This window comes from Pseudomonas fluorescens, assembly GCF_902497625.1.
Taxonomy (GTDB): Bacteria; Pseudomonadota; Gammaproteobacteria; order Pseudomonadales; family Pseudomonadaceae; genus Aquipseudomonas; species Aquipseudomonas fluorescens_BQ.
In genome coordinates this window covers 15026-37933 of record NZ_CABVGX010000009.1, presented here as the reverse complement: position 1 = coordinate 37933, position 22908 = coordinate 15026, and the positions used below count along the sequence as shown (strand labels likewise).

Sequence of the window (22908 nt, the reverse complement as noted above, 5' to 3'; positions counted from 1 at the left end):
TTTTGGGTGGGCAGTTATTGCGCGGTGGCTTTGAGGCCGGTGAGCAACAATCGCTGAAGCAGGTCTTCCTTCAGGCCATCGGGGCTGGAGAGCTGCATCCGCTCCAGATGCGCAGGAAACTCCGAGGGCTCCGGTGCGTCCAGCGCCGCTTTGCCCAATTCGAGAATCTCCGTGAGCTTGAACTTGCTCTTCAGCCAGTTCAGCGCCCGCAACAGATCCCGCTCTTCAGCCGTGAAATCACAGCCCAGCGGGTATTCGGGAAACAGGTTCGGATGTTGCGCCTGAATGGACTGAAGCCGCTCAGGATGGTTATCGGCAAAGCGCGGATCGATGCGGAAGCCTTTCGGCAATTTCCCCACGGCTTGCGCTTGCTCGATCAAGCCAGACTGGAACCGTGAATCGCTGATGTTCAGCAGCGCTTCGATCACGGCAGCATCGGTCTTGCCGCGCAGATCGGCGATGCCGTATTCGGTGACCACGATGTCCCGCAAGTGCCGCGGGATAGTGCAATGGCCGTATTCCCAGACGATGTTGGAACTGACTTCACCGCCCGCCTCGCGCCAGCTGCGCAACAGCAAAATCGAGCGTGCGCCTTCCAGCGCGTGGCCCTGAGCGACGAAGTTGTACTGCCCGCCTACGCCGCTGAGCACCCGCCCATCTTCCAGCTGATCGGCAACACCGGCACCCAGCAACGTCATGGTGAACACCGTATTGATGAACCGCGCATCCAGACGCTGCAGACGCTTGAGCTCTTCCTGCCCGTAAAGCTCATTGATGTAGCTGATGCGGGTCATGTTGAATTCGAGGCGTTTGCTTTGTGGCAATTCGCGAAGTCGCTCATAGAAACTGCGCGGCCCGAGGAAAAAGCCGCCGTGCACCGAAATGCCGTCGGTTTGCGCGGCTTCGTCCAGCGTGCCGTCATTCGCCTGTTGTTGGGTCGATACGTCCGGGTAGACCTTGCGCCGGATGATTCCGGCATCCGCCAGGACCAGCAAGCCGTTGACGAACATTTCGCTGCACCCATACAAGCCTTTGGCGAACGGCTCGACGCCACCCTCGCGGTCAATCAATTGCGCCCACTGGCTGAGATTGATATCTGCCAGCAGCGCCCTGTAACCGGCGTTATCGGCCTGTCGCGCGAGCAACGCTGCGGTCAGTGCGTCACCCATGGAGCCGATGCCTATCTGCAAGGTACCGCCGTCGCGCACCAACGTGCTGGCGTGCAGCCCGATGAAATGATCCTGAAACCCTACCGGCATGTTTGGCGTGGAAAACAGCGTGCTGCCGTCCTTTTCATCGATCAGCAGATCGAACCCGTCGATGCCGATTTCGGCGTCGCCCGGCATGTAGGGCAAGTCGTTGTGCACTTGGCCAACCAGCAGAATTGTCTCCCCCGCCGCCCGACGTTTTTCGATCATCGGCAATAGGTCGAGGGTGATGTCAGGGTTGCAGCTCAAGCTGAAGCGATCGGGGTGTTCACTGTGACTGCCGATCAACTGCGCCACCAGGTTTAACCCTGCGGCATTGATGTCGCGGGCAGCATGGCTGTAATTGCTGCTGACATAATCCTGCTGCGCTGGCGCGCTGTTGAGCAGGCTTCCGGGCAGCATGAAAAATTGCTGAACCTGAATATTGGGGGGCAGGCTGTCTTTGTGCAGCCCGGCGAGAAAATCCAGCTCCGGATAATCGCCGTAGACGCGCTCGATGAAAGGCTCGATGAAGCGCTTTTGCAGACCGTCGCCCAACGAAGGCCGACCCAGGCACAACGCGGTGTAGATCGTCAGCCGTCGTTCGGGCAGTTGGGCAACACGATGATACAAAGCGTTGACGAAGTGGTTGGGTTTGCCCAATCCCAGAGGAAGACCCATGTGAATATGCGCCGGCAAGCGTTCCAGCACGTCGTCGACCGCTTGCTCGATAGAACACAGCTGCACCATCTGATCCTCCCTTACATTCCGCGAATTGGGGTTGGACCGAGCTTGCCGGGACTTTGCTGCAATGAACAGTCCTGGCGCATTTTTCAAGACAAGACAGAAGACACAAAAAAACCGCTCGAAAGCGGTTTTTTTCATCGCAGAAGCAGGCTTATTTCAGGCCCGACATCTCTTGAATTGCGGCCTTGAGGTCTTCATCCGAGCAGTCGGCGCAGGTGCCTTTAGGCGGCATGGCGTTGATGCCGGTGATAGCCTTGGCCAGGATGCCATCAAGGCCGCCCTGGTGGTCAGCGCGTTCCTTCCACGCCGCCGTATCGCCAATTTTCGGCGCGCCCAGCAGGCCGGTGCCGTGGCATGCGTTGCAATGCTTGGCAATGACGTCTTTAGGCGTCTTGGCACCACCAGCACCACCAGCCGCAACTGCAACTTCCATCCCTTTGCATTCCTGGCCCTGGACGCAGACCTGGCCGACGGGAGCAAGGCGCTTGGCGATATCGTCAGTGGTTGCCGCCTGGGCGCTGACAGCCCATAGAGCCAGTACGGTTGCTGGTGCAGCCAGCATTTTCATAATTAGGTTCACGCGTTCACCCTCAATGGTGGCTAGTCACGCCTACGGCCACGGTTCGCAGGCGGGCGCAAGTATAGCGGTAAGCCCGCCGCACTGAAACAACCCCAGAGTCGAAGGGGTCTTGTTGCGCCGGTGGTAAATCGGTTCGGGCGCCTTGATGATGCTGGCAGGACGCCTCTTCTCTTAAAAATTCGCCGGTGTGGCTGCGCTGATTAGTCGCGCTGGCCTATCGAACGGATTACGGAAACGATGCGGCTTGGTACTTTCAAAGTAGTAGCTGTCACCCGCTTCGAGCACAAAAGTTTCCAGCCCGACCACCAGTTCAAGACGGCCCTCCACCAGAATTCCGGTTTCCTCGCCCTCATGGGTGAGCATCTCGTCACCCGTGTCGGCGCCTGGCGGGTAGATTTCATTGAGGAACGCGATGGCCCTGCTCGGGTGCGCCCGACCGACCAGCTTCATGGTCACGGCCCCATCGGAAATGTCGATCAGCTCGTTGGCTTTGTAGACGATCTGAGTCGGCGTTTCCTGCAGGATTTCTTCAGAAAAAAACTCCACCATGGACATGGGAATCCCGCCCAACACCTTGCGCAGCGAGCTGATCGAGGGGCTGACGCTGTTTTTCTCGATCATCGAAATGGTGCTGTTGGTGACGCCCGCACGCTTGGCGAGTTCACGCTGCGAAAGACCTTTGAGCTTACGGATGGATTGCAGTCGTTCACCGACGTCCAATGCTTGCGCCTCCAGGATTCAGGTTGTTGGAATATTGAGCGTTATCATGGCGACACCGTTCAGTATTTACAACACTTTGGCCTGAATCCTGTTCAGCAAGGCGACTCCTGGTGGTAGCGGTTATGCATCAACCCTCGGAATAGAGCATTGGCACCCTCTTCAGATTGCAGAATATCTGGTAAGGAATCGTGTCAGCTGCGGCAGCCACGTCACTGGCGAGGATGTTTTTACCCCACAGCTCGACGGTAGAACCCAGACCCGCCTGTGGCACATCGGTCAAATCGATACAGAGCATGTCCATCGACACGCGTCCGATCAGTTGGCTGCGCTGGCCGGCCACCAGCACCGGCGTACCCGTCGGCGCCTGGCGCGGGTAGCCATCGGCGTACCCCATCGCTACCACACCCACGCGCATGGGCTTGGGCGTAATGAATTTGGCGCCATACCCGATCGGCTCTCCGGCCGGCAGTTCACGCACGCAAATCACTTTCGATTCCAGGGTCATCACAGGGTGCAGCCGCGAGGCCATATCGTTGGCCTCCTCGAAAGGCGTGGCGCCGTACAGCAGGATGCCGGGACGCACCCAATCGCTGTGAACCTGTGGCCAACCGAGCACGGCTGGCGAGTTGCGAAGACTGACCTCGGCCGTCAAACCCCGGCGTGCTGCTTCAAACACCGCGACCTGATCGGTACTCGCCTGGCAGTGCAGCTCATCGGCACGGGCGAAGTGGCTCATCAGTACAACCTTGGCAACCTTGCCGCTGGCCAGCAGCCGTTGGTAAGCAACCTGGTAATCCTTGGGGTGCAGGCCTACGCGATGCATGCCCGAATCAAGCTTGAGCCAGACGGTTAACGGCGTGCTCAGCGTCGAATTCTCGATGGCTTCGAGCTGCCACAGCGAATGCACGACGCACCAGAAATCATGCTCGACGATCAGGGCCAACTCATCGGCTTCGAAAAACCCTTCAAGCAACAGTACCGGTGCGTGAATGCCGGCCGCACGCAGCTCGAGGGCCTCTTCGATACAGGCCACAGCGAAACCATCTGCCTCGGGTTCCAGCGCTTGGGCACAACGCACCGCACCATGACCGTAGGCGTCCGCCTTGATCACTGCGAGCGTTTTGGCCCCGGTGATTTCACGGGCGATTCGGTAGTTGTGACGCAAGGCTTGGAGGTCGATCAGGGCACGGGCTGGACGCATGGCGGCAGGCTTCTAGGCGGTCGATGAAATAAAAAACCGGCGCTGGCTGACGGCATTAACCGCCAAAAGCACCGGGAGAGGGATCTTTGCAACAGTTTTATGGCAAAGCGGCCACAACCGAAAGCTCCACCAGGATTTCCGGTTCGCACAGCTTCGACTCGACCGTTGCACGGGCCGGGGCTACGCCTCTGGGCAGCCACGTATCCCAGACGGCGTTCATGCCGGCGAAGTGCGTGTCGATGTCTTTCAGATAAATCGTCACGGACAGCAAACGGCTCTTGTCAGTACCGGCCAGGTCGAGCAAACGCTCGATATTGGCCAGGGCTTCACGGGTCTGCTGCTCGATCCCGGCACTCATGTCATCGCCGACCTGCCCCGCCAGATACACGGTGCCACTGTGGATAACGATCTGGCTCATGCGCTCATTGGTGAGCTGGCGCTGGATTGACATGTTTCGCGGACTCCTGAATTTTGTTGCCGTAACGGGAAATATCGAGGCCTTCGGCGCTGATCTGCGGCGATTTTTTCGCCATCAGGTCGGCCAGCAAACGACCGGATCCGCAAGCCATGGTCCAGCCGAGCGTGCCATGACCGGTGTTCAGGAACAGATTGCTGAACGGCGTCGCGCCAACGATCGGCGTGCCGTCCGGAGTGGTCGGACGCAGACCGGTCCAGAAACTCGCCTGGGCCAGATCGCCGCCCTGAGGATAAAGGTCGTTGACGATCATCTCCAGGGTTTCCCGCCGACGCGGGTTCAGCGACAGGTCAAAACCGGCTATTTCAGCCATTCCGCCGACGCGGATGCGGTTGTCGAAACGGGTGATCGCGACCTTGTAGGTCTCGTCGAGAATAGTCGAAGTCGGGGCCATCGCCGGGTTGGTGATCGGCACGGTCAGCGAGTAACCCTTCAGCGGATACACCGGGGCCTTGATGCCAAGCGGCTTGAGCAACTGCGGAGAGTAGCTGCCAAGCGCGAGCACGTAACGGTCGGCAGTTTCCAGTTTGCCGTCGATCCAGACACCATTGATGCGATCACCGGCGAAGTCGAGGCGCTGAATGTCCTGACCGTAACGGAACTGAACGCCGAGTTTGACAGCCATTTCCGCCAGGCGCGTGGTGAACATCTGGCAGTCACCAGTCTGATCGTTCGGCAAACGCAGAGCACCGGAAAGGATGTCGGTGACGCCGGCCAATGCCGGTTCAACCCGGGCAATACCGGCGCGATCCAGCAATTCGAATGGCACGCCCGATTCTTTCAATACAGCGATATCCTTTGCGGCGCCATCGAGCTGAGCCTGGGTCCGGAACAGTTGCGTAGTACCAAGACTGCGGCCTTCGTAGGCAATGCCGGTTTCAGCACGCAGTTCGTCGAGGCAGTCGCGGCTGTACTCGGACAGGCGGACCATACGCTCTTTGTTGACCGCATAACGGCTGGCGGTGCAGTTGCGCAGCATTTGTGCCATCCACAGGTACTGGTCGATGTCGGCAGTGGCCTTGATCGCCAGAGGTGCATGGCGCTGCAGCAGCCATTTTATAGCCTTGAGCGGCACGCCTGGTGCGGCCCACGGCGAGGCATACCCCGGCGACACCTGCCCGGCGTTGGCGAAACTGGTCTCCATGCCAGCAGCGGGTTGCCGGTCCACTACCACCACTTCAAATCCGGCACGCGCCAGATAATAAGCACTGGTGGTGCCGATGACGCCGCTACCCAAGACCATAACGCGCATTTTGTATCCCTCATCGCGGCTCGCCGCTGACGTTTGTTGTTCAGACCGTAGATGTGGGCAGTGTAAAAAAGATTAGCCAGTGCTTTTCACTATATAAGCACCTATATTTGGCGACAATTCTCGGCAAAAACGCTTTTCACGGAGGCGCATCCCCTATGCGGACCAACACTCAGACCAAACGTGAGCTGGACAAGATCGACCGCAACATCCTGCGCATCCTGCAAGCGGACGGACGGATTTCTTTCACCGAACTGGGAGAAAAGGTCGGGCTCTCGACTACGCCTTGCACCGAGCGAGTGCGCCGCCTGGAGCGTGAAGGGATCATCATGGGCTACAACGCCCGGCTTAATCCGCAGCACCTGAAGGGAAGTCTGCTGGTGTTCGTAGAGATCAGCCTTGACTATAAATCCGGCGATACTTTCGAAGAATTCCGTCGCGCGGTGCTGAAACTGCCGCATGTACTGGAATGTCATCTGGTGTCGGGGGATTTCGATTATCTGGTAAAAGCGCGGATTTCCGAAATGGCTTCGTACCGCAAATTGTTGGGCGATATCTTGCTCAAGCTGCCCCATGTGCGCGAATCCAAGAGCTATATCGTGATGGAAGAAGTGAAAGAGAGCTTGAGTTTGCCGATTCCGGATTGAGACAGTTGTCGGTTTTGAGGGCCTATTCGCGAGCAAGCCCGCTCCCACAGTTGGAATGCGTTTCATGTTGGAGCGGGCTTGCTCGCGAAGGCAGGCAACTCGGTCTACCGCTAGACGAGCACCTGCCGGGTGGCGGCCATGTACTCATGAATCTGCTTCTCCACCCGTGGATGAATCAGCTCCACCGGCCCGCGGCCATTGGGGCATGGCAAGGTTTTGCTGGTGCCGAACAGTCTGCAGATCAGCGGGCGCTCGTCATACACCGTGCAGCCATTCGGCCCCAGATGCACACAGTTGAGCTCATCCATCGCCGCGTCCTGCTCGGCGCGGGTCTTGCGCGGCAGGCGCGACATCTCCTCGGGCGAGGTTGTCACTGGCCCACAACAGTCATGACAGCCTGGCACGCACTCGAACGAGGGAATCTGCTGCCGAAGCGTTTGGATTATCTGACGGTTGCAGCTCATCGAAGCGGTGACCAAAAGCGAAATTGAGCGTGATTGTGCAGCAAAAGGTCCGATCCATGCAGCCAAAACCGACCAGTGTTGCCGGGTCGAAATGTCCGGCTTATCCTCCGTCAGATTTTCCAGACAGCCAAATCAGGATGACGCATGAACCCCCGTGCCGAGCACACCGCTTCTTACTACGCCGCGAGCAGCTTGCCGCAACCTGACCTGCCAATGCTCGAAGGCGAAGTGGTGGCCGATGTCTGCGTGGTCGGCGGCGGTTTTTCAGGGTTGAACACAGCACTGGAACTGAGTGAACGCGGGCTCAGCGTGGTGCTGCTTGAGGCGCACAAGATCGGCTGGGGCGCCAGCGGGCGTAACGGCGGGCAGTTGATTCGCGGGGTCGGCCACGGCCTGGATCAGTTCGCCAACGTGATCGGTGCGAACGGTGTGCGTCAGATGAAACTCATGGGGCTGGAAGCGGTGGAAATAGTCCGACAACGCGTCGAGCGTTTTCAGATCGCCTGCGACCTGACGTGGGGTTACTGCGATCTCGCCAACAAGCCTCGCGATCTGGACGGCTTTGCCGACGACGCCGAAGAACTGCGCACCCTCGGTTATCGATATGAAACCCGATTGCTGCAAGCGCATGAGGTGCGCACAGTGGTTGGCTCCGACCGCTACGTTGGTGGCCTGATCGATATGGGCTCGGGGCATTTGCATCCGTTGAACCTGGCCTTGGGCGAGGCCGCTGCCGCGCAGCAACTCGGTGCAAAGCTGTTTGAGGGATCCGCCGTCACCCGCATCGACTACGGCCCGCAGGTCAAGGTGCACACCGCTCGCGGCTCGGTTCGCGCCACAACGCTGGTGCTGGGCTGCAATGCCTACCTCAACCAGCTCAACCCGGAACTCAGCGGCAAAGTATTGCCCGCCGGCAGCTACATCATCGCCACCGAACCGTTGAGTGAAGAACGGGCTCACGCATTGCTGCCGCAGAACATGGCGGTCTGCGACCAACGAGTGGCGCTGGACTATTACCGACTTTCGGCGGATCGGCGTTTGTTGTTTGGCGGCGCCTGTCATTACTCGGGACGTGATCCGAAAGACATCGCTGCGTACATGCGGCCGAAGATGCTCGAAGTCTTCCCGCAACTTGCCGACGTCAAGATTGATTATCAGTGGGGCGGGATGATCGGGATCGGGGCCAACCGTCTCCCGCAGATCGGCCGGCTCAACGACCAGCCGAATGTGTATTACGCGCAGGCTTATTCCGGCCACGGCGTAAATGCCACGCATCTGGCCGGCAAGCTATTGGCCGAAGCCATAAGCGGGCAGCACAGTGGTGGGTTTGATCTGTTTGCGAAAGTGCCGCACATGACCTTCCCGGGCGGCAAGCATTTGCGCTCGCCGCTACTGGCGCTGGGGATGCTGTGGCATCGGATGAAGGAGTTGGTCTGACAGATCTCAGCGCCTGGTCATACGTCTTCGCGAGCAGGCTCGCTCCCACAAGGGTTGCTGTCATTCACAAACATTTGTGTTCGACCCAATGCCTGTGGGAGCGAGCCTGCTCGCGATTCGCTGAACGACCCAGCGCACATCAGATCCGCCAGAAAGGCTTCAACCCCTCCTCCCGCGCTTGCCCACAAGGGTTGCTGTCATTCACAAACATTGTGTTCGACCCAATGCCTGTGGGAGCGAGCCTGCTCGCGATTCGCTGAACGACCCAGCGCACATCAGATCCGCCAGAAAGGCTTCAACCCCTCCTCCCGCGCTTGCTCGCGGCTCAACCCAACGTCATTCAACTGCTCGGGCGTCAGGTCCAGCAACGCCTTACGTGTGTGCAGACGATGCCAGAACAGGCCCCAACGACTCAGGCCCGCCGGGGCGTTGCGCATGATCGCCTCGCATGCGGCGTTTTTCTGCCCTGCCGCCAGTTCCTGACTGTGTAAAGTCAGCCGCACATCGCTCAAGCCGTTCATTTTGATTGCTCCTGTTTACATGGGTAGCCAGAGCTTTCATGATGCGTCCACGGCGAAAAGCATTACAGATTCAAAAAGATTGTATTAACTCCATACAGATTGGCAGCGCTAACCTCTGAATCGAGATTTTTTAGTTGATCTGTATTGGTTTTTCGATTCAATCACACCGAGGCTGCATCATGACCCTGTACGTTAACCTGGCCGAATTGCTCGGTACCCGGATCGAACAAGGCTTCTACCGTCCCGGCGACCGGTTGCCCTCGGTGCGGGCGTTGAGCGTGGAGCACGGCGTCAGCCTGAGCACGGTGCAGCAAGCCTATCGCGTGCTGGAAGACAGCGGTCTGGCGATGCCGAAACCGAAGTCTGGCTACTTCGTCCCGGTCAGCCGGGACTTGCCCGAGCTGCCCGCCATCGGCCGCCCGGCCCAGCGACCAGTGGACATTTCCCAGTGGGACCAGGTGCTCGAGCTGATCCGCGCAGTGCCGCGCAAAGATGTGGTGCAACTGGGCCGCGGCATGCCGGACATCACGACGCCAACGATGAAGCCACTGCTGCGCAACCTGGCGCGTATCAGTCGTCGGCAGGACATGCCCGGCCTGTATTACGACAACATCCACGGCACACTCGAACTGCGCGAACAGGTCGCCCGGTTGATGCTCGACTCCGGCTGCCAGTTGACCGCCAACGACCTGGTGATCACTACCGGCTGCCATGAAGCGCTATCCACCAGCGTGCGCGCGATTTGCGAACCGGGCGACATCGTTGCCGTCGATTCACCGAGCTTTCATGGCGCCATGCAAACGCTCAAAGGCCTGAACATGAAAGCCCTGGAAATCCCCACCGACCCGCTCACCGGCATCAGCCTGGATGCGCTGGAACTGGCCCTCGAACAGTGGCCGATCAAAGTCATACAGTTGACCCCCAACTGCAACAATCCATTGGGCTACATCATGCCGGAGTCGCGCAAACGCGCGTTGTTGACACTCGCCCAGCGGTTCGACGTGGCGATCATCGAGGACGATGTGTATGGCGAACTGGCTTACACCTATCCGCGCCCGCGCACGATCAAATCCTTCGATGAAGACGGCCGAGTGCTGCTGTGCAGTTCGTTTTCCAAAACCCTGGCGCCGGGTCTGAGAATCGGCTGGGTCGCGCCGGGCCGATATCTGGAGCGGGTACTGCACATGAAATACATCAGCACCGGCTCCACCGCCCCACAACCACAGATCGCGATCGCTGAATTCCTCAAGGCCGGGCATTTCGAGCCGCATCTGCGACGGATGCGCACGCAGTACCAGCGCAATCGCGATGTGATGATCGACTGGGTGACCCGCTACTTTCCGGCTGGCACCCGCGCCAGTCGCCCACAAGGAAGTTTCATGCTGTGGGTGGAATTGCCGGAGGGTTTCGACACGCTGAAACTCAATCGCGATCTGCATGACCAGGGTGTGCAGATCGCCGTCGGCAGTATCTTTTCCGCCTCCGGCAAATACCGCAATTGCCTGCGGATGAACTACGCTGCCAAACCAACTCCACAGATCGAAGAAGCAGTACGCAAGGTTGGCGCTGCAGCTATCAGATTGCTTGCGGAAACTGACAGCTTCACGGACTGACCTTTATCGGGAAATCAGCGTCCTATGTCGACACCTGCCGCCAATCGGAACAATCCTACGTGAGATTCAGACAGCCCCTGCTTGCTCTCCTCCTTCTCGCCTGCCTTGGCGGTTGCGCAAGTTTCGACGTTCAACGTGAACCGAGTCAGGCGCTGCCTGCCAGCGATTCCGCATTCGGTCGCTCGATTCAGGCCCAGGCCGCGCCGTACGAGGGCAAATCCGGATTCCGCCTGCTGTCCAACAGCAGTGAAGCCTTCACGGCCCGCGCCGAGCTGATTCGCAACGCGCAAAGCAGCCTCGACTTGCAGTACTACATCGTTCACGACGGCATCAGCACGCGAATGCTGGTGGAGGAGCTGCTCAAGGCCGCGGACCGTGGCGTGCGCGTGCGCATCCTCCTCGACGACACCACCAGCGATGGCCTGGACTGGATCATCGGCACGCTGGCGGCGCATCCGCAAATCCAGATTCGCCTGTTCAATCCGCTGCATCTCGGTCGCGCCACGGGTGTCACACGGGCGATGGGCCGCCTGTTAAACCTGTCGCTGCAACACCGGCGCATGCACAACAAGCTGTGGCTGGCGGACAACAGCGCGGCCATCGTCGGCGGGCGTAACCTGGGCGATGAATATTTCGATGCCGAGGCCAACCTGAATTTTACCGACATCGACATGCTCGGCATCGGCCCGGTCGCCGAGCAACTCGGCCACAGTTTCGATCAGTACTGGAACAGCGCGCTGAGCAAACCGATCGATGAATTCCTGTCGAGCAAGCCGACCCAGAAAGATCTGCAGGTCAGCCGGGCGCGTCTGGAAGAATCGCTGGAGGAAACGCGCAAACAGAATCACGCGCTGTACCAGCAATTGATGACCTTCACCACCAATCCGCGCATGGACATCTGGCGCCGCGAGCTGATCTGGGCCTGGAACCAGGCATTGTGGGATGCGCCGAGCAAGGTCTTGTCGAAGGGTGAACCCGACCCGCACTTGCTGCTCACGACTCAATTGGCGCCAGAGCTGACTGGGGTGCGCAAGGACCTGGTGCTGATCTCGGCGTACTTTGTTCCTGGAGAGCCGGGGCTGGTCTACCTGACCGGCCGCGCTGATGCCGGGGTCTCGGTAAGCCTGTTAACCAATGCGCTGGAGGCCACCGACGTTCCGGCCGTGCACGGCGGTTATGCCCCCTATCGCAAGGCGTTGCTGGAACATGGTGTGAAACTGTACGAGCTGCGTCGTCAGCCAGGTGAAGGCGGCGGCAGCGGACCGATCTTCTACGGCAAATCCTTCAAGGGCTCCGATTCCAGCCTGCACAGCAAAGCGATCATTTTCGACCAGCAGAAATCCTTCATCGGCTCGTTCAACTTCGATCCGCGCTCAGTGCTGTGGAACACCGAAGTCGGCGTCCTGGTGGACAGCCCGGAACTGGCTGCACATGTGCACAGAGCCGCGATGGAAGGTATGGCGCCGGCGCTGAGTTATCACGTCAAACTGGAGAACGACAAGGTTGTGTGGGTAACTGAAGACGACGGCAAAATGCACACATTGACCAGGGAGCCGGGAAGCATGTGGCGCCGGTTCAATGCCTGGTTCAGCACGGCGGTCGGGCTGGAGCGGATGCTGTAACGCCCGAACGCGCCCCTTCGTAGCAGCTGGCGAAGCCTGCGTCTGGCTGCGCTACAAAACGCAGGCTTCGCCAGCTGCTACAAGGTTATGCCGGTTGTACGGTGCCAAACGCGCCCTGACGGGTCAGCAGAATGACCAGCCCCAACGCGCCGGCGGCCATCAACAACGGCAGCGCATGCCCGCTGATCCACTGGCTGCCGGCACCGGCGGCCAGCGGACCGATCAGACAACCGATCCCCCACAACTGCGCAATGTGCGCATTGGCGCGCACCAGGGCGTCGTCGCGATAGCGTTCGCCGATCAGAATCAGCGACAGGGTGAACAGTCCACCGGCACTCGCGCCGAACAACACCCACAGCGGCCAGATCATCAGCGTGTCGATCAGCAACGGGATGGCCAGGCTCGACACCAGCAGGATCACCGCACAACCGGTGAACAGCGTGCGCCGCGAAAGTCGATCCGCCAGTGCCCCTATCGGTAATTGCAGCAAGGCATCGCCGACCACCACCGTGCTGACCATCGCCAAGGCGATGTCGGTGCTGAAGCCCTGGCGCAGGCAGTACACCGGCAGCAAGGTCAGGATCATCGCCTCGAACGCGGCAAACAACGACACCGCCCATGCAATCGCCGGCAGGCCCCGACAGAACCCCAGCAGATCGCTGAACGTCACGCTGCAGGCTTCGCTGCTCGGCGCGCCACTGCGACCCAGCAACAGCAGCGGCGCTGTCAGCAACAACACCACGCCGACCCAGAATCCGTAATCGTGATCGGTACCCAACACACCCAACAGGAGAGGTCCGGCTAACTGACTCAGCGCGTAACTGCTGCCATACAACGCCACCAATCGGCCGCGCCATTGCTCGACCACCAGTTGGTTGATCCAGCTTTCGCCGAGAATGAACACGAGCGTCAGAATCACCCCGATCATCAAGCGCAGCAGCAGCCACACCGGATAACTTGGCAACAATGCGAGCAAGCCGATGGACAACGCGCCGGCCCACAAGCACAGACGCATCAGGTTCGCAGTGCCGAATTTTGCAGCCAGATGACTGGAGATCTTCGCGCCCACCAGCACGCCAATCGCCGGCATCGCGGCCATTACACCGATAGCAAATGAGCCGTAACCCCAGCCTTCCAGACGAAACGACACTAGCGGCATGCTGACGCCCAACGCCAGGCCCACGCTCAAGACAGATGCCAACACGGCGAAATAAGTCGCCCAACGCATGTTCCACGCTCCTGTGGATTGTTATTTTTCAGTCACGCCACAAAACAAATGTGGGAGCGGGCTTGCTCGCGAAAAGGCCGTCACATCCAACACCATCGTTGACTGTTACAGCGCCTTCGCGAGCAAGCCCGCTCCCACAGGGGATCTCTGGCTGTATGACTTACAGCTTGATCCAGGTCGCCTTCAGCTCGGTGTACTTGTCGAACGCGTGCAGAGATTTATCGCGACCGTTGCCGGACTGTTTGAAACCACCAAACGGCGCGGTCATGTCACCGCCATCGTATTGATTGACCCACACGCTACCGGCGCGCAGAGCCCGAGCGGTCAGGTGAGCCTTGGAAATGTCCTTGGTCCACACCGCTGCCGCCAGGCCGTAAGGCGTGTCATTGGCGATCTGGATGGCTTCCTCGGCGGTATCGAAGGCAATGACCGACAGTACCGGGCCAAAGATTTCTTCCTGAGCGATCTTCATCGCGTTAGTCACGCCGTCGAAAATCGTTGGCTCGACGTAAGTGCCACCGGTGTCCTGCAGTGTGCGCTTGCCACCGGCGACCAGTTTGGCGCCATCGGTATGGCCGGACTCAATGTACGAGAGCACGGTATTCATTTGCTGCGTGTCCACCAGCGCACCCACGTTGGTTTCCGGGTCCAGCGGGTTGCCCGGCTTCCAGGTTTTCAACGCTTCGATCACCAGCGGCAGGAAGGTGTCTTTGATCGAACGCTCGACCAGCAGACGCGAACCGGCGGTGCAGACCTCGCCCTGGTTGAAAGCGATAGCCCCAGCGGCCGCTTCTGCCGCCGCTTGCAGATCCGGGGCGTCGGCGAAAACAATATTCGGGCTCTTGCCGCCGGCTTCAAGCCAGACGCGCTTCATGTTCGACTCACCGGAGTAGATCAGCAGTTGCTTGGCGATCTTGGTCGAACCGGTGAACACCAAGGTGTCGACATCATTGTGCAGTGCCAACGCCTTGCCGACCGTGTGACCGTAACCCGGCAACACGTTCAATACGCCTTTCGGGATACCGGCCTCAACGGCCAGCGCGGCGATGCGGATGGCGGTCAGCGGTGATTTTTCCGACGGTTTGAGGATCACCGAATTACCGGTGGACAATGCCGGCCCGAGTTTCCAGCAGGCCATCATCAGCGGGAAGTTCCACGGCACGATCGCGCCGACTACGCCGACTGGCTCGCGGGTAACCAGGCCCAACTGATCGTGCGGGGTAGCAGCCACTTCGTCGTAAATCTTGTCGATGGCCTCACCGCTCCAGCTCAGGGCTTGCGCCGCGCCGGGAACGTCGATGTACAGCGAGTCACTGATCGGCTTGCCCATGTCGAGTGTTTCAAGCAGCGCGAGCTCTTCGGCATGCTCTTTCAGCAGGCCGGCGAAACGAATCATAGTGGCCTTGCGTTTGCTCGGCGCCAGGCGCGACCAGGCTCCGGAATTGAACGTAGCGCGAGCGTTTTCAACAGCGCGCTGGGCGTCGGCGGCGTTGCAGCTGGCAATCTTGCCGAGCAGACGGCCATCGACCGGGCTGATGCATTCGAAGGTCTCGCTGGAAAGGGCATCGGTGTATTCGCCATTGATATAGGCGCGGCCTTCGATCTTCAGATCGCGAGCCCGTTGCTCCCAATCGGCACGAGTCAGGGTGGTCATGCGGGTGTCCTCCTTCAGTTGAATACGAGCGCTCCGCGTTCTTCGCGGACGTTCCCGGCGATTCTGCCCGGCCAGCCTGAATTTCGGCGCAAGGCAACCGCCACCCTAAACCACAGCCCGGGGTTGTATCAATATATTTGACATAAGGTCGGCAAACAGCCTTGCGGTGTTCATTTTAATAAACATAGACTTCGGACAATTCAAGACCATTTCAGCCACTCGCGCCGCAATCACGGGGTATGACAACACATGAGCATCCAGGACATCGTCGACTTCAGCCAGGCTACTACGGAGCCTGAACGCTACCGGCCGGATCAGGCAAAAATTCTCAAGGGCGATCCCGAGCAAACCGTGTACAACCACTACAACAGCCCGTGCGGCCAGTTGAATGCTGGCGTATGGGAAGGCGCCGTGGGCCAGTGGCACGTGAATTTTACCGAGCATGAATACTGCGAGATCGTTCAGGGCGTTTCAGTGCTGCGCGATAACGACGGCAACAGCAAAACCGTGCGCGCCGGCGATCGCTTTGTGATCCCGAGCGGGTTCCGGGGCACGTGGGAAGTGCTGGAGCCGTGCCGCAAGATTTATGTGGCGTTTGAACAGAAGGTTTGAGGTTTGGTGTTGTTTGACCTGGCCCCTTCGCGAGCAAGCCCGCTCCCACATTGGAATATCAGTGAACACAAGGTGCGTGTCCCGCGACAATCCACTGTGGGAGCGGGCTTGCTCGCGAAGAGGCCCTGAAAGGCATCACATCACCGGCAACAAAAAAGGCCCGTATCTCGCGATACGGGCCTTTTTTGTAAGAGGGAAAAATCAATTACTTGATTTTGCCTTCCTTGTAGATCACGTGCTTGCGAACAACCGGATCAAATTTCTTGATCTCGATTTTGTCCGGAGTAGTACGCTTGTTCTTGTCGGTAGTGTAGAAGTGACCAGTACCGGCGCTCGAAATCAAACGAATCAATTCACGCATGATTAGCTCCCTTAGATCTTGCCGGCTTTGCGGATTTCGGCCAGCACGACAGTGATGCCACGCTTGTCGATGATACGCATGCCTTTGGCAGATACGCGCAGACGCACGAAACGTTTCTCTTCTTCAACCCAGAAGCGGTGATGCTGCAGGTTCGGCAGGAAACGACGACGGGTTTTGTTGTTTGCGTGGGAAATGTTATTCCCAGTCACCGGACCCTTACCGGTAACTTGACATACTCTCGACATGCCTCAGCCCTCTAAAACCACATGCCCAACCCGGCATGGGTTGGCCGCTTAATCTCTCAGTCATTTGGCGCCAGGCGCCGCGTTTCTTTAGAGGTCTTACCGGCTACACCTACAGTGAAGGAACCGGGCCCCTAGAAAAGAGCGCTGCTTTATACCAGAAAGACTGCATTGCAACAACAACAGGTGCGAGCAGAATCAGCAAAAACCGTGATTAACTGCCTCCAGACGCCTTGAATAAAGGCTGGCGGCGATGCCGACCGCTCGTCGCAGAGAATCAGTCAGCTGACCCATTTGCAGTTGCATCAACACCCTTGCACCGAAAACAGTGGCGTATAGTCCGCTTTAATTGAAAAGAGGGATAGTCATTTGCAAAAGAGCCCACTAGGGTAAGCCTTTTCCAGACTGCACTTGCAGATGGGCCTTCGATCTGTAAAGGAATCCGACCATGCGCCTCGCTGCCCTACCGCTGTTACTCGCCCCTCTCCTGCTTGGCCCATTCGCGCACGCGGCCGCGCTGAGTGTCTGCACCGAGGCCAGCCCTGAAGGGTTCGACGTGGTGCAATACAACTCGCTAACCACTACCAATGCCTCGGCCGATGTGCTGATGAACCGCCTTGTGGACTTCGATACAGCCACTGGCAAAGTCGTCGCCGCGCTCGCGGACAGTTGGGAAGTGTCTGCCGACGGGCTGACATATGTCTTCAAATTGCATCCGCAGGTGAAATTCCACCGTACCGACTATTTCAGTCCGTCCCGCGAACTGACTGCCGAGGACGTGAAGTTCAGCTTCGATCGAATGCTTGATCCAGCCAACCCGTGGCACAAAGTGGCCCAGAGCGGCTTTCCGCACGCGCAATCGATGCAGTTACCGGCACTGATCAAGAAAATCGATGCACTCGACCCATTGACCGTGCGCTTCACACTGGACCACCCCGACTCGACGTTCCTGCCCACGCTCAGCATGGGCTTTGCCTCGATCTACTCTGCCGAATACGCAGACAAACTGATGAAGGCCGGAACGCCGGAAAAACTCAACAGCCATCCGATTGGCAGCGGTCCTTTCATCTTCACGCGCTTTCAGAAAGATGCCTCTGTTCGCTACAAGGCCAACCCGGACTACTTCCGCGGCAAGCCGACAGTGGATCCGCTGATCTTCGCGATCACGCCGGACGCCAACGTGCGCCTACAAAAGCTGCGCCGTAACGAGTGTCAGATCGCGCTCTCACCGAAGCCGCTGGACGTACAGTCCGCCTTGAAAGAACCGACGCTGAAAGTAGAAAAGACTGACGCCTTCATGACCGCGTTCGTCGCCATCAATAGCCAGCATCCACCGCTGGACAAGCCGGAAGTTCGGCAGGCAATCAACCTGGCGTTCGACAAGGCCAACTACGTCAAAGCAGTCTTCGAAGATACCGCCAGGCCAGCCAGCGGTCCCTACCCGCCCAATACCTGGAGCTACGCCAAAGGCTTGCCGGGTTATGCCTATGATTTGGAAAAAGCCAGGACGCTGATGGCGAAAGCCGGTTTGCAAGATGGTTTTCAGACCACCATCTGGACCCGGCCGTCCGGCAGCCTGTTGAATCCCAACCCGAGCCTCGGCGCGCAGATGCTGCAATCGGACCTGGCGGAAATCGGCATTCAGGCCGAGATTCGCGTGATCGAATGGGGCGAGGTGATCCGTCGCGCCAAGGCCGGCGAGCACGATTTGCTGTTCATGGGCTGGGCGGGCGACAACGGTGACCCCGACAATTTCCTCACACCGCAGTTTTCCTGCGCTGCGGTCAAGTCGGGCACCAACTTCGCTCGTTATTGCAACCAGGACCTGGACAAACTGATCAGTGCCGGCAAGACGACTTCCGAACAAGGCGTGCGCACCAAGCTCTATGAGCAGGCTCAGGCGCAGATCCAGCAGCAGGCACTGTGGTTGCCGCTGGCCCATCCGACTGCATTTGCGCTGATGCGCAAAGAAGTGCAAGGCTATTCGGTCAGTCCGTTTGGACGGCAGGATTATGCCCGGGTGAGCCTCAAGCCTTAAGCTGCAAGCGACAAGCCAGGGCAGTCCCCGTACTGCTTTGACTTGGCGCTTGAAGCTTGAAGCTTGAAGCTTGAAGCTGCTCCTCGTTCACATCCACCCATGCTCGGCCATGGACAATGGCTCACCATCGCCGACGATGAAATGGTCGAGCACCCGCACATCGATCAAGTCCAGCGCATCTCGCAGGCGCCTGGTCAACGTGCGATCCGCTTCACTGGGATTGGAGTTGCCCGAAGGATGGTTGTGGCAAAGGATTACGGCCGCAGCGTTATGCGCCAGCGCACGCTTGACCACCTGACGGGGATGCACGCTCGTACAGTCAATCGAACCACGAAATAGCGCCTCGAACGTCAATACCTGATGCCTGGAATCCAGAAAAAGGCAACCGAAAACCTCATGCGGCTCGTGGCGCAGCATCGACTTCAGGTAGTCACGAACGGCCTGTGGGTTTTCCAGCGCAGATTTATGTCGCGCACGCTCGGCCAGATGGCGCCGGCCCATTTCCAGAACGGCCTGCAACTGGGCAAATTTCGCTGGGCCAAGCCCTAGCTGCTGGCTGAACGCCTGTTGATCGGCCTCCATCAGGGAGCGCAGACCACCAAATTGACTCAGCAAATGACGCGCCAGATCGACAGCACTTTTGCCCGACACACCCGTTCTCAAAAAAATCGCCAGCAATTCGGCGTCCGAAAGGCTTGCCGAGCCTAACTCCAACAACCTTTCCCGCGGCCGCTCAGCTGTCGGCCAGTCACGAATACTCATAGCACCTCCCTGTCTGTGGGCGCCGCTGTTCCGTTGCGGTCGCTGTGATATCTTAGCCCATCTTTTTTGCGAGCGATTTCACTCCTGGGGAGGGGGTATCGCCCTGCAGTCATCAACGAAATGAAAGGCAGACCTATGCAACGGCTGTATCGGAAACGCATCGTTCTGGGCGTCGGCGGCGGCATTGCTGCCTACAAAAGCGCCGACCTGGTTCGCCGCCTGATCGATCAAGGTGCCGAGGTGCGCGTGGTCATGACCCGTGGCGGCAGTGAGTTCATCACGCCGCTGACCATGCAGGCATTGTCCGGCCATCCGGTGCATCTGGATCTGCTTGACCCGGCCGCTGAAGCTGCCATGGGGCACATCGAGCTGGCCAAGTGGGCGGACATGGTGCTGATCGCCCCGGCGACGGCGGACTTGCTCGCGCGCCTGGCTCAAGGCATTGCCGACGATTTACTGACCACGCTGGTACTGGCCACCGACGCCATCGTCGCGGTAGCTCCGGCGATGAATCAGGCCATGTGGCGCGACCCGGCCACCCAGGCCAACCTGCAAACCCTCGAAAGCCGCGCCCTCAAGGTGTTCGGCCCAGCCTCCGGTAGCCAGGCCTGTGGCGATGTAGGATTTGGTCGCATGCTTGAAGCCGTCGAACTTGCGCAGTGCGCAGCCGATTGCTTCCAGCGCCAGGCACTGACCGGCAGACACGTGCTGATCACCGCCGGCCCGACCCAGGAAAACATCGACCCGGTGCGTTACATCACCAACCACAGTTCCGGCAAGATGGGCTTTGCCTTGGCCGAGGCGGCAGTGGAAGCCGGCGCCCGCGTCACGCTGATCACCGGCCCGGTGCACCTGCCGACGCCGGATCGCGTCACCCGTATCGACGTGGTCAGCGCCCGCGACATGCTCGCGGCTTGCGAGGCGGCGATCCCTTGCGATGTGTTCATTGCCTCGGCCGCGGTTGCGGACTACCGACCCGAAGTCGTCGCCCCGCAAAAACTCAAGAAAGATCCTACGAGCGGCGACGGCTTGTTGCTACAAATGGTCCGCAACCCGGACATACTGGCCACCATCGCCACTCGCCCCGACCGACCGTTCAGTGTCGGCTTCGCTGCAGAAACCGAGCACCTGCTCGATTACGCTGCGCGTAAGCTGAAGGACAAGAATCTCGACCTGATCGTCGCTAACGACGTCGCCAATCCGAGTATTGGCTTTAACAGCGAAGAGAACGCTTTCAGCGTGATCGACCGCCAGTTGCACGCCACACTTTTCGCCCAGACCAGCAAGAGCAAAATTGCTCGCCAGCTGGTCACTTTTATCGCCGACCGTCTGAACCAGGTTTAATTTACATGCACGCTTTGCAAGCCAAGATCCTTGATCCACGCATCGGCAGCGAGTTTCCGTTGCCGCAGTACGCCACTCCCGGTTCAGCAGGCCTCGATCTGCGCGCCATGCTGGAAAAAGACACCGTCATCAAGCCTGGTGAAACCTTGCTGATTCCAACCGGCCTGTCCGTCTACATTGGTGATCCGGGTCTCGCCGCGCTGATCCTGCCGCGATCCGGTCTTGGCCATAAACACGGCATTGTGCTGGGTAACCTGGTCGGCCTGATCGATTCGGATTATCAGGGGCCGTTGATGGTCTCGTGCTGGAACCGCAGCGACAAGGATTTCACCCTCGAAATCGGCGAACGGCTGGCGCAGCTGGTGTTGGTTCCGGTGGTCCAGGCGCATTTCGAAATGGTTGAAGAGTTCGTCGAAACCGAGCGCGGCGCCGGCGGCTTTGGGCATTCCGGCAGCCATTGATCCGATAGATGGCCTCCTTGTAGGAGCTGCCGAAGGCTGTGATCTTTTCTTGAAATCGAAAATCAAAAGATCGCCGCTGTAGGCAGCTCCTACAGGCGAAGCTCTCTTGCCACAAAAATTGCGCCAGCATCAGCGACCGTTTTAGCTTCGAAAATCAGGGGATTGGCCGGCCAAATGCTCGCTGAAACCGGGGGCATGGCCTTTTCGCACCACGAACTCTCTGGGGAAAACGCCGTCATACCCTTCAGTTTGAGCCGGCCCGCGACTGTATCGCGGTCCCGTCCAGCCACTTTCAAGATGGAGCATTTCCCCTGATGAGCACCCCCGCTACGGTCGCACCGACGTTTCCTGACAGCATCTTCCGCGCCTACGACATCCGCGGCACCGTCCCGGAATTCCTGAATGCTGAAACCGCCTACTGGCTCGGTCGCGCTATCGGCGCACAGAGCTTGTCCCAAGGCGAACCGAACGTTAGCGTAGGTCGCGATGGCCGTCTTTCCGGTCCTGAGCTGGTCGAGCAGTTGATCAAGGGCCTGGCCGAAGCCGGATGCCACGTCAGCGATGTCGGTCTGGTGCCGACACCTGCGTTGTACTACGCCGCCAACGTTCTGGCCGGCAAATCCGGGGTCATGCTTACCGGCAGCCACAACCCATCGAACTACAACGGCTTCAAGATCGTCATCGCCGGCGACACCTTGGCCAATGAACAGATCCAGGCCCTGCACGATCGCCTCAAGACCAACAACCTGAGCAGCGGCCCGGGCAGCATCACCAAGGTCGAGATCCTCGACCGCTACAACACGGAAATCGTCCAGGACATCAAACTGGCCCGCCGCCTCAAAGTCGTGGTCGACTGTGGCAATGGCGCGGCCGGTGTGATCGCCCCGCAACTGATCGAAGCGCTGAACTGCGAAGTCATCCCGTTGTTCTGCGAGGTCGACGGCAACTTCCCGAATCACCATCCGGATCCGGGCAAGCCTGAAAACCTCGTCGACCTGATCGCCAAGGTCAAGGAAACCAACGCCGACATCGGCCTGGCCTTCGACGGCGACGGCGACCGCGTAGGCGTGGTGACCAACACCGGCAGCATCGTTTATCCGGACCGTCTGCTGATGCTGTTCGCCCGCGATGTGGTGGCGCGCAACCCCGACGCGGAAATCATCTTCGACGTCAAATGCACCCGCCGCCTGACGCCACTGATCAAGGAATATGGCGGTCGGCCGCTGATGTGGAAGACCGGCCACTCGTTGATCAAAAAGAAGATGAAAGAAACCGGCGCGTTACTGGCCGGGGAAATGAGCGGGCACATTTTCTTCAAGGAACGCTGGTTCGGCTTCGACGACGGCATTTACAGCGCCGCACGATTGCTGGAAATCCTCAGCAAGGAAAAATCCTCCGCAGAAGAGCTATTCGCCACCTTCCCGAACGATATTTCTACGCCGGAAATCAATATCCATGTGACCGAAGAGAGCAAATTCAGCATCATTGCTGCACTGCACGACGCGCAATGGGGCGAAGGCGCCGAGCTGACCACCATTGACGGCGTGCGAGTCGACTACGCCAAAGGTTGGGGCCTGGTGCGCGCTTCCAACACCACACCGGTGCTGGTATTGCGTTTCGAGGCTGATGACGAGGCGGAATTGCAGCGCATCAAGGACGTTTTCACCGTCCAGTTGAAGCGTGTTGCACCTGATCTCCAATTACCGTTTTGATTTATTGAAGCGCCTTTTATCGAAGTGCCGG

At 59.0% G+C, this 22908-nt stretch carries 21 protein-coding genes and 1 pseudogene; 9 read left to right on the top strand and 13 right to left on the bottom strand.

Annotated elements, in window-relative coordinates; translation table 11 throughout:
- Nucleotides 1-14: 14 nt before the first annotated feature.
- From F8N12_RS07885 to dadA, 6 genes are all read right to left on the bottom strand, one after another.
- Nucleotides 15-1937 (bottom strand): acetyl-CoA hydrolase/transferase C-terminal domain-containing protein, encoded by a 1923-nt coding sequence (locus F8N12_RS07885; RefSeq protein ID WP_150579954.1) that lies wholly within the window; start codon nucleotides 1935-1937, stop codon nucleotides 15-17.
- 148 nt (nucleotides 1938-2085) lie between these two features.
- Complete coding sequence (locus F8N12_RS07880; RefSeq protein WP_150580047.1) at nucleotides 2086-2502, bottom strand: c-type cytochrome; 417 nt, start codon at nucleotides 2500-2502, stop codon at nucleotides 2086-2088.
- A gap of 183 nt (nucleotides 2503-2685) precedes the next feature.
- Entirely contained in the window at nucleotides 2686-3234 is a 549-nt protein-coding gene (locus tag F8N12_RS07875; RefSeq protein ID WP_150579953.1) for a cupin domain-containing protein, read from the bottom strand.
- Between the two features lie 127 nt (nucleotides 3235-3361).
- The gene (gene alr, locus F8N12_RS07870) at nucleotides 3362-4435 is read right to left on the bottom strand and encodes an alanine racemase (RefSeq protein WP_150579952.1); all 1074 of its coding nucleotides are present in this window, start codon (nucleotides 4433-4435) and stop codon (nucleotides 3362-3364) included.
- A gap of 97 nt (nucleotides 4436-4532) precedes the next feature.
- Complete coding sequence (locus F8N12_RS07865; protein WP_150579951.1) at nucleotides 4533-4886, bottom strand: RidA family protein; 354 nt, start codon at nucleotides 4884-4886, stop codon at nucleotides 4533-4535.
- Nucleotides 4858-6162, bottom strand: coding sequence for a D-amino acid dehydrogenase (dadA, locus tag F8N12_RS07860; protein ID WP_150579950.1), 1305 nt, complete (start codon nucleotides 6160-6162; stop codon nucleotides 4858-4860). The genes F8N12_RS07865 and dadA overlap by 29 nt, the downstream gene beginning before the upstream one ends.
- 155 nt (nucleotides 6163-6317) lie before the next feature.
- On the opposite strand from dadA, the gene F8N12_RS07855 reads away from it, so the two are divergent.
- On the top strand, nucleotides 6318-6806 hold the full coding sequence (locus F8N12_RS07855; RefSeq protein WP_003177284.1) for an Lrp/AsnC ligand binding domain-containing protein: 489 nt from the start codon (nucleotides 6318-6320) through the stop codon (nucleotides 6804-6806).
- Nucleotides 6807-6916: 110 nt separating this feature from the next.
- Here F8N12_RS07855 and F8N12_RS07850 read toward each other — a convergent pair whose 3' ends face one another.
- Complete coding sequence (locus F8N12_RS07850; RefSeq protein WP_150579949.1) at nucleotides 6917-7270, bottom strand: YkgJ family cysteine cluster protein; 354 nt, start codon at nucleotides 7268-7270, stop codon at nucleotides 6917-6919.
- A 144-nt stretch (nucleotides 7271-7414) separates the two neighbouring features.
- Between F8N12_RS07850 and F8N12_RS07845 the strand changes: the two genes are divergently transcribed.
- Nucleotides 7415-8707 (top strand): NAD(P)/FAD-dependent oxidoreductase, encoded by a 1293-nt coding sequence (locus F8N12_RS07845; RefSeq protein WP_150579948.1) that lies wholly within the window; start codon nucleotides 7415-7417, stop codon nucleotides 8705-8707.
- Between the two features lie 275 nt (nucleotides 8708-8982).
- On the opposite strand, the gene F8N12_RS07840 is transcribed toward F8N12_RS07845, so the two are convergent.
- Nucleotides 8983-9228 carry a DUF1127 domain-containing protein gene (locus F8N12_RS07840; RefSeq protein WP_150579947.1) on the bottom strand — a complete coding sequence of 82 codons (246 nt, stop codon included), beginning with the start codon at nucleotides 9226-9228 and terminating at the stop codon, nucleotides 8983-8985.
- A gap of 179 nt (nucleotides 9229-9407) precedes the next feature.
- On the opposite strand from F8N12_RS07840, the gene F8N12_RS07835 reads away from it, so the two are divergent.
- Both F8N12_RS07835 and F8N12_RS07830 read left to right on the top strand, forming a co-directional pair.
- Nucleotides 9408-10841, top strand: coding sequence for a PLP-dependent aminotransferase family protein (locus F8N12_RS07835; RefSeq protein WP_150579946.1), 1434 nt, complete (start codon nucleotides 9408-9410; stop codon nucleotides 10839-10841).
- Nucleotides 10842-10900: 59 nt separating this feature from the next.
- On the top strand, nucleotides 10901-12463 hold the full coding sequence (locus F8N12_RS07830; protein ID WP_150579945.1) for a phospholipase D family protein: 1563 nt from the start codon (nucleotides 10901-10903) through the stop codon (nucleotides 12461-12463).
- Nucleotides 12464-12548: 85 nt separating this feature from the next.
- Here F8N12_RS07830 and F8N12_RS07825 read toward each other — a convergent pair whose 3' ends face one another.
- A complete protein-coding gene (locus F8N12_RS07825; RefSeq protein ID WP_150579944.1) occupies nucleotides 12549-13691 on the bottom strand; it encodes an MFS transporter in 1143 nt (380 codons plus the stop codon).
- A 160-nt stretch (nucleotides 13692-13851) separates the two neighbouring features.
- Nucleotides 13852-15345 carry an aldehyde dehydrogenase gene (locus F8N12_RS07820; RefSeq protein WP_150579943.1) on the bottom strand — a complete coding sequence of 498 codons (1494 nt, stop codon included), beginning with the start codon at nucleotides 15343-15345 and terminating at the stop codon, nucleotides 13852-13854.
- A gap of 249 nt (nucleotides 15346-15594) precedes the next feature.
- On the opposite strand from F8N12_RS07820, the gene F8N12_RS07815 reads away from it, so the two are divergent.
- On the top strand, nucleotides 15595-15957 hold the full coding sequence (locus F8N12_RS07815; RefSeq protein ID WP_150579942.1) for a cupin domain-containing protein: 363 nt from the start codon (nucleotides 15595-15597) through the stop codon (nucleotides 15955-15957).
- Between the two features lie 205 nt (nucleotides 15958-16162).
- On the opposite strand, the gene rpmG is transcribed toward F8N12_RS07815, so the two are convergent.
- A complete protein-coding gene (gene rpmG / locus F8N12_RS07810; protein ID WP_007894709.1) occupies nucleotides 16163-16318 on the bottom strand; it encodes a 50S ribosomal protein L33 in 156 nt (51 codons plus the stop codon).
- Between the two features lie 11 nt (nucleotides 16319-16329).
- Nucleotides 16330-16563 (bottom strand): 50S ribosomal protein L28, encoded by a 234-nt coding sequence (rpmB, locus tag F8N12_RS07805; protein ID WP_007894701.1) that lies wholly within the window; start codon nucleotides 16561-16563, stop codon nucleotides 16330-16332.
- Between the two features lie 445 nt (nucleotides 16564-17008).
- Between rpmB and F8N12_RS07800 the strand changes: the two genes are divergently transcribed.
- On the top strand, nucleotides 17009-18598 hold the full coding sequence (locus tag F8N12_RS07800; RefSeq protein ID WP_150579941.1) for an ABC transporter substrate-binding protein: 1590 nt from the start codon (nucleotides 17009-17011) through the stop codon (nucleotides 18596-18598).
- A gap of 87 nt (nucleotides 18599-18685) precedes the next feature.
- Here the strand turns inward: F8N12_RS07800 and radC are convergent, their stop codons facing one another.
- On the bottom strand, nucleotides 18686-19360 hold the full coding sequence (gene radC / locus F8N12_RS07795; RefSeq protein ID WP_150579940.1) for a RadC family protein: 675 nt from the start codon (nucleotides 19358-19360) through the stop codon (nucleotides 18686-18688).
- Between the two features lie 135 nt (nucleotides 19361-19495).
- Between radC and coaBC the strand changes: the two genes are divergently transcribed.
- From coaBC to F8N12_RS07780, 3 genes and pseudogenes are all read left to right on the top strand, one after another.
- A complete protein-coding gene (coaBC, locus tag F8N12_RS07790) occupies nucleotides 19496-20704 on the top strand; it encodes a bifunctional phosphopantothenoylcysteine decarboxylase/phosphopantothenate--cysteine ligase CoaBC (protein ID WP_150579939.1) in 1209 nt (402 codons plus the stop codon).
- A 5-nt stretch (nucleotides 20705-20709) separates the two neighbouring features.
- The gene (dut, locus tag F8N12_RS07785; RefSeq protein WP_150579938.1) at nucleotides 20710-21165 is read left to right on the top strand and encodes a dUTP diphosphatase; all 456 of its coding nucleotides are present in this window, start codon (nucleotides 20710-20712) and stop codon (nucleotides 21163-21165) included.
- 308 nt (nucleotides 21166-21473) lie between these two features.
- Nucleotides 21474-22877 (top strand): annotated as a pseudogene (locus F8N12_RS07780) (phosphomannomutase/phosphoglucomutase); the annotation flags it as partial.
- Between the last annotated feature and the right edge of the window lie 31 nt (nucleotides 22878-22908).

What these genes read in the sequence shown, in the direction of transcription:
- F8N12_RS07885 (WP_150579954.1), bottom strand. Translation starts at nt 1,937, where the DNA reads ATGGTGCAGCTGTGTTCTATCGAGCAAGCGGTCGACGACGTGCTGGAA.
- F8N12_RS07880 (WP_150580047.1), bottom strand. Translation starts at nt 2,502, where the DNA reads ATGAAAATGCTGGCTGCACCAGCAACCGTACTGGCTCTATGGGCTGTC.
- alr (WP_150579952.1), bottom strand. Translation starts at nt 4,435, where the DNA reads ATGCGTCCAGCCCGTGCCCTGATCGACCTCCAAGCCTTGCGTCACAAC.
- F8N12_RS07865 (WP_150579951.1), bottom strand. Translation starts at nt 4,886, where the DNA reads ATGTCAATCCAGCGCCAGCTCACCAATGAGCGCATGAGCCAGATCGTT.
- dadA (WP_150579950.1), bottom strand. Translation starts at nt 6,162, where the DNA reads ATGCGCGTTATGGTCTTGGGTAGCGGCGTCATCGGCACCACCAGTGCT.
- F8N12_RS07855 (WP_003177284.1), top strand. Translation starts at nt 6,318, where the DNA reads ATGCGGACCAACACTCAGACCAAACGTGAGCTGGACAAGATCGACCGC.
- F8N12_RS07850 (WP_150579949.1), bottom strand. Translation starts at nt 7,270, where the DNA reads ATGAGCTGCAACCGTCAGATAATCCAAACGCTTCGGCAGCAGATTCCC.
- F8N12_RS07845 (WP_150579948.1), top strand. Translation starts at nt 7,415, where the DNA reads ATGAACCCCCGTGCCGAGCACACCGCTTCTTACTACGCCGCGAGCAGC.
- F8N12_RS07840 (WP_150579947.1), bottom strand. Translation starts at nt 9,228, where the DNA reads ATGAACGGCTTGAGCGATGTGCGGCTGACTTTACACAGTCAGGAACTG.
- F8N12_RS07835 (WP_150579946.1), top strand. Translation starts at nt 9,408, where the DNA reads ATGACCCTGTACGTTAACCTGGCCGAATTGCTCGGTACCCGGATCGAA.
- F8N12_RS07825 (WP_150579944.1), bottom strand. Translation starts at nt 13,691, where the DNA reads ATGCGTTGGGCGACTTATTTCGCCGTGTTGGCATCTGTCTTGAGCGTG.
- F8N12_RS07820 (WP_150579943.1), bottom strand. Translation starts at nt 15,345, where the DNA reads ATGACCACCCTGACTCGTGCCGATTGGGAGCAACGGGCTCGCGATCTG.
- F8N12_RS07815 (WP_150579942.1), top strand. Translation starts at nt 15,595, where the DNA reads ATGAGCATCCAGGACATCGTCGACTTCAGCCAGGCTACTACGGAGCCT.
- rpmG (WP_007894709.1), bottom strand. Translation starts at nt 16,318, where the DNA reads ATGCGTGAATTGATTCGTTTGATTTCGAGCGCCGGTACTGGTCACTTC.
- rpmB (WP_007894701.1), bottom strand. Translation starts at nt 16,563, where the DNA reads ATGTCGAGAGTATGTCAAGTTACCGGTAAGGGTCCGGTGACTGGGAAT.
- F8N12_RS07800 (WP_150579941.1), top strand. Translation starts at nt 17,009, where the DNA reads ATGCGCCTCGCTGCCCTACCGCTGTTACTCGCCCCTCTCCTGCTTGGC.
- radC (WP_150579940.1), bottom strand. Translation starts at nt 19,360, where the DNA reads ATGAGTATTCGTGACTGGCCGACAGCTGAGCGGCCGCGGGAAAGGTTG.
- coaBC (WP_150579939.1), top strand. Translation starts at nt 19,496, where the DNA reads ATGCAACGGCTGTATCGGAAACGCATCGTTCTGGGCGTCGGCGGCGGC.
- dut (WP_150579938.1), top strand. Translation starts at nt 20,710, where the DNA reads ATGCACGCTTTGCAAGCCAAGATCCTTGATCCACGCATCGGCAGCGAG.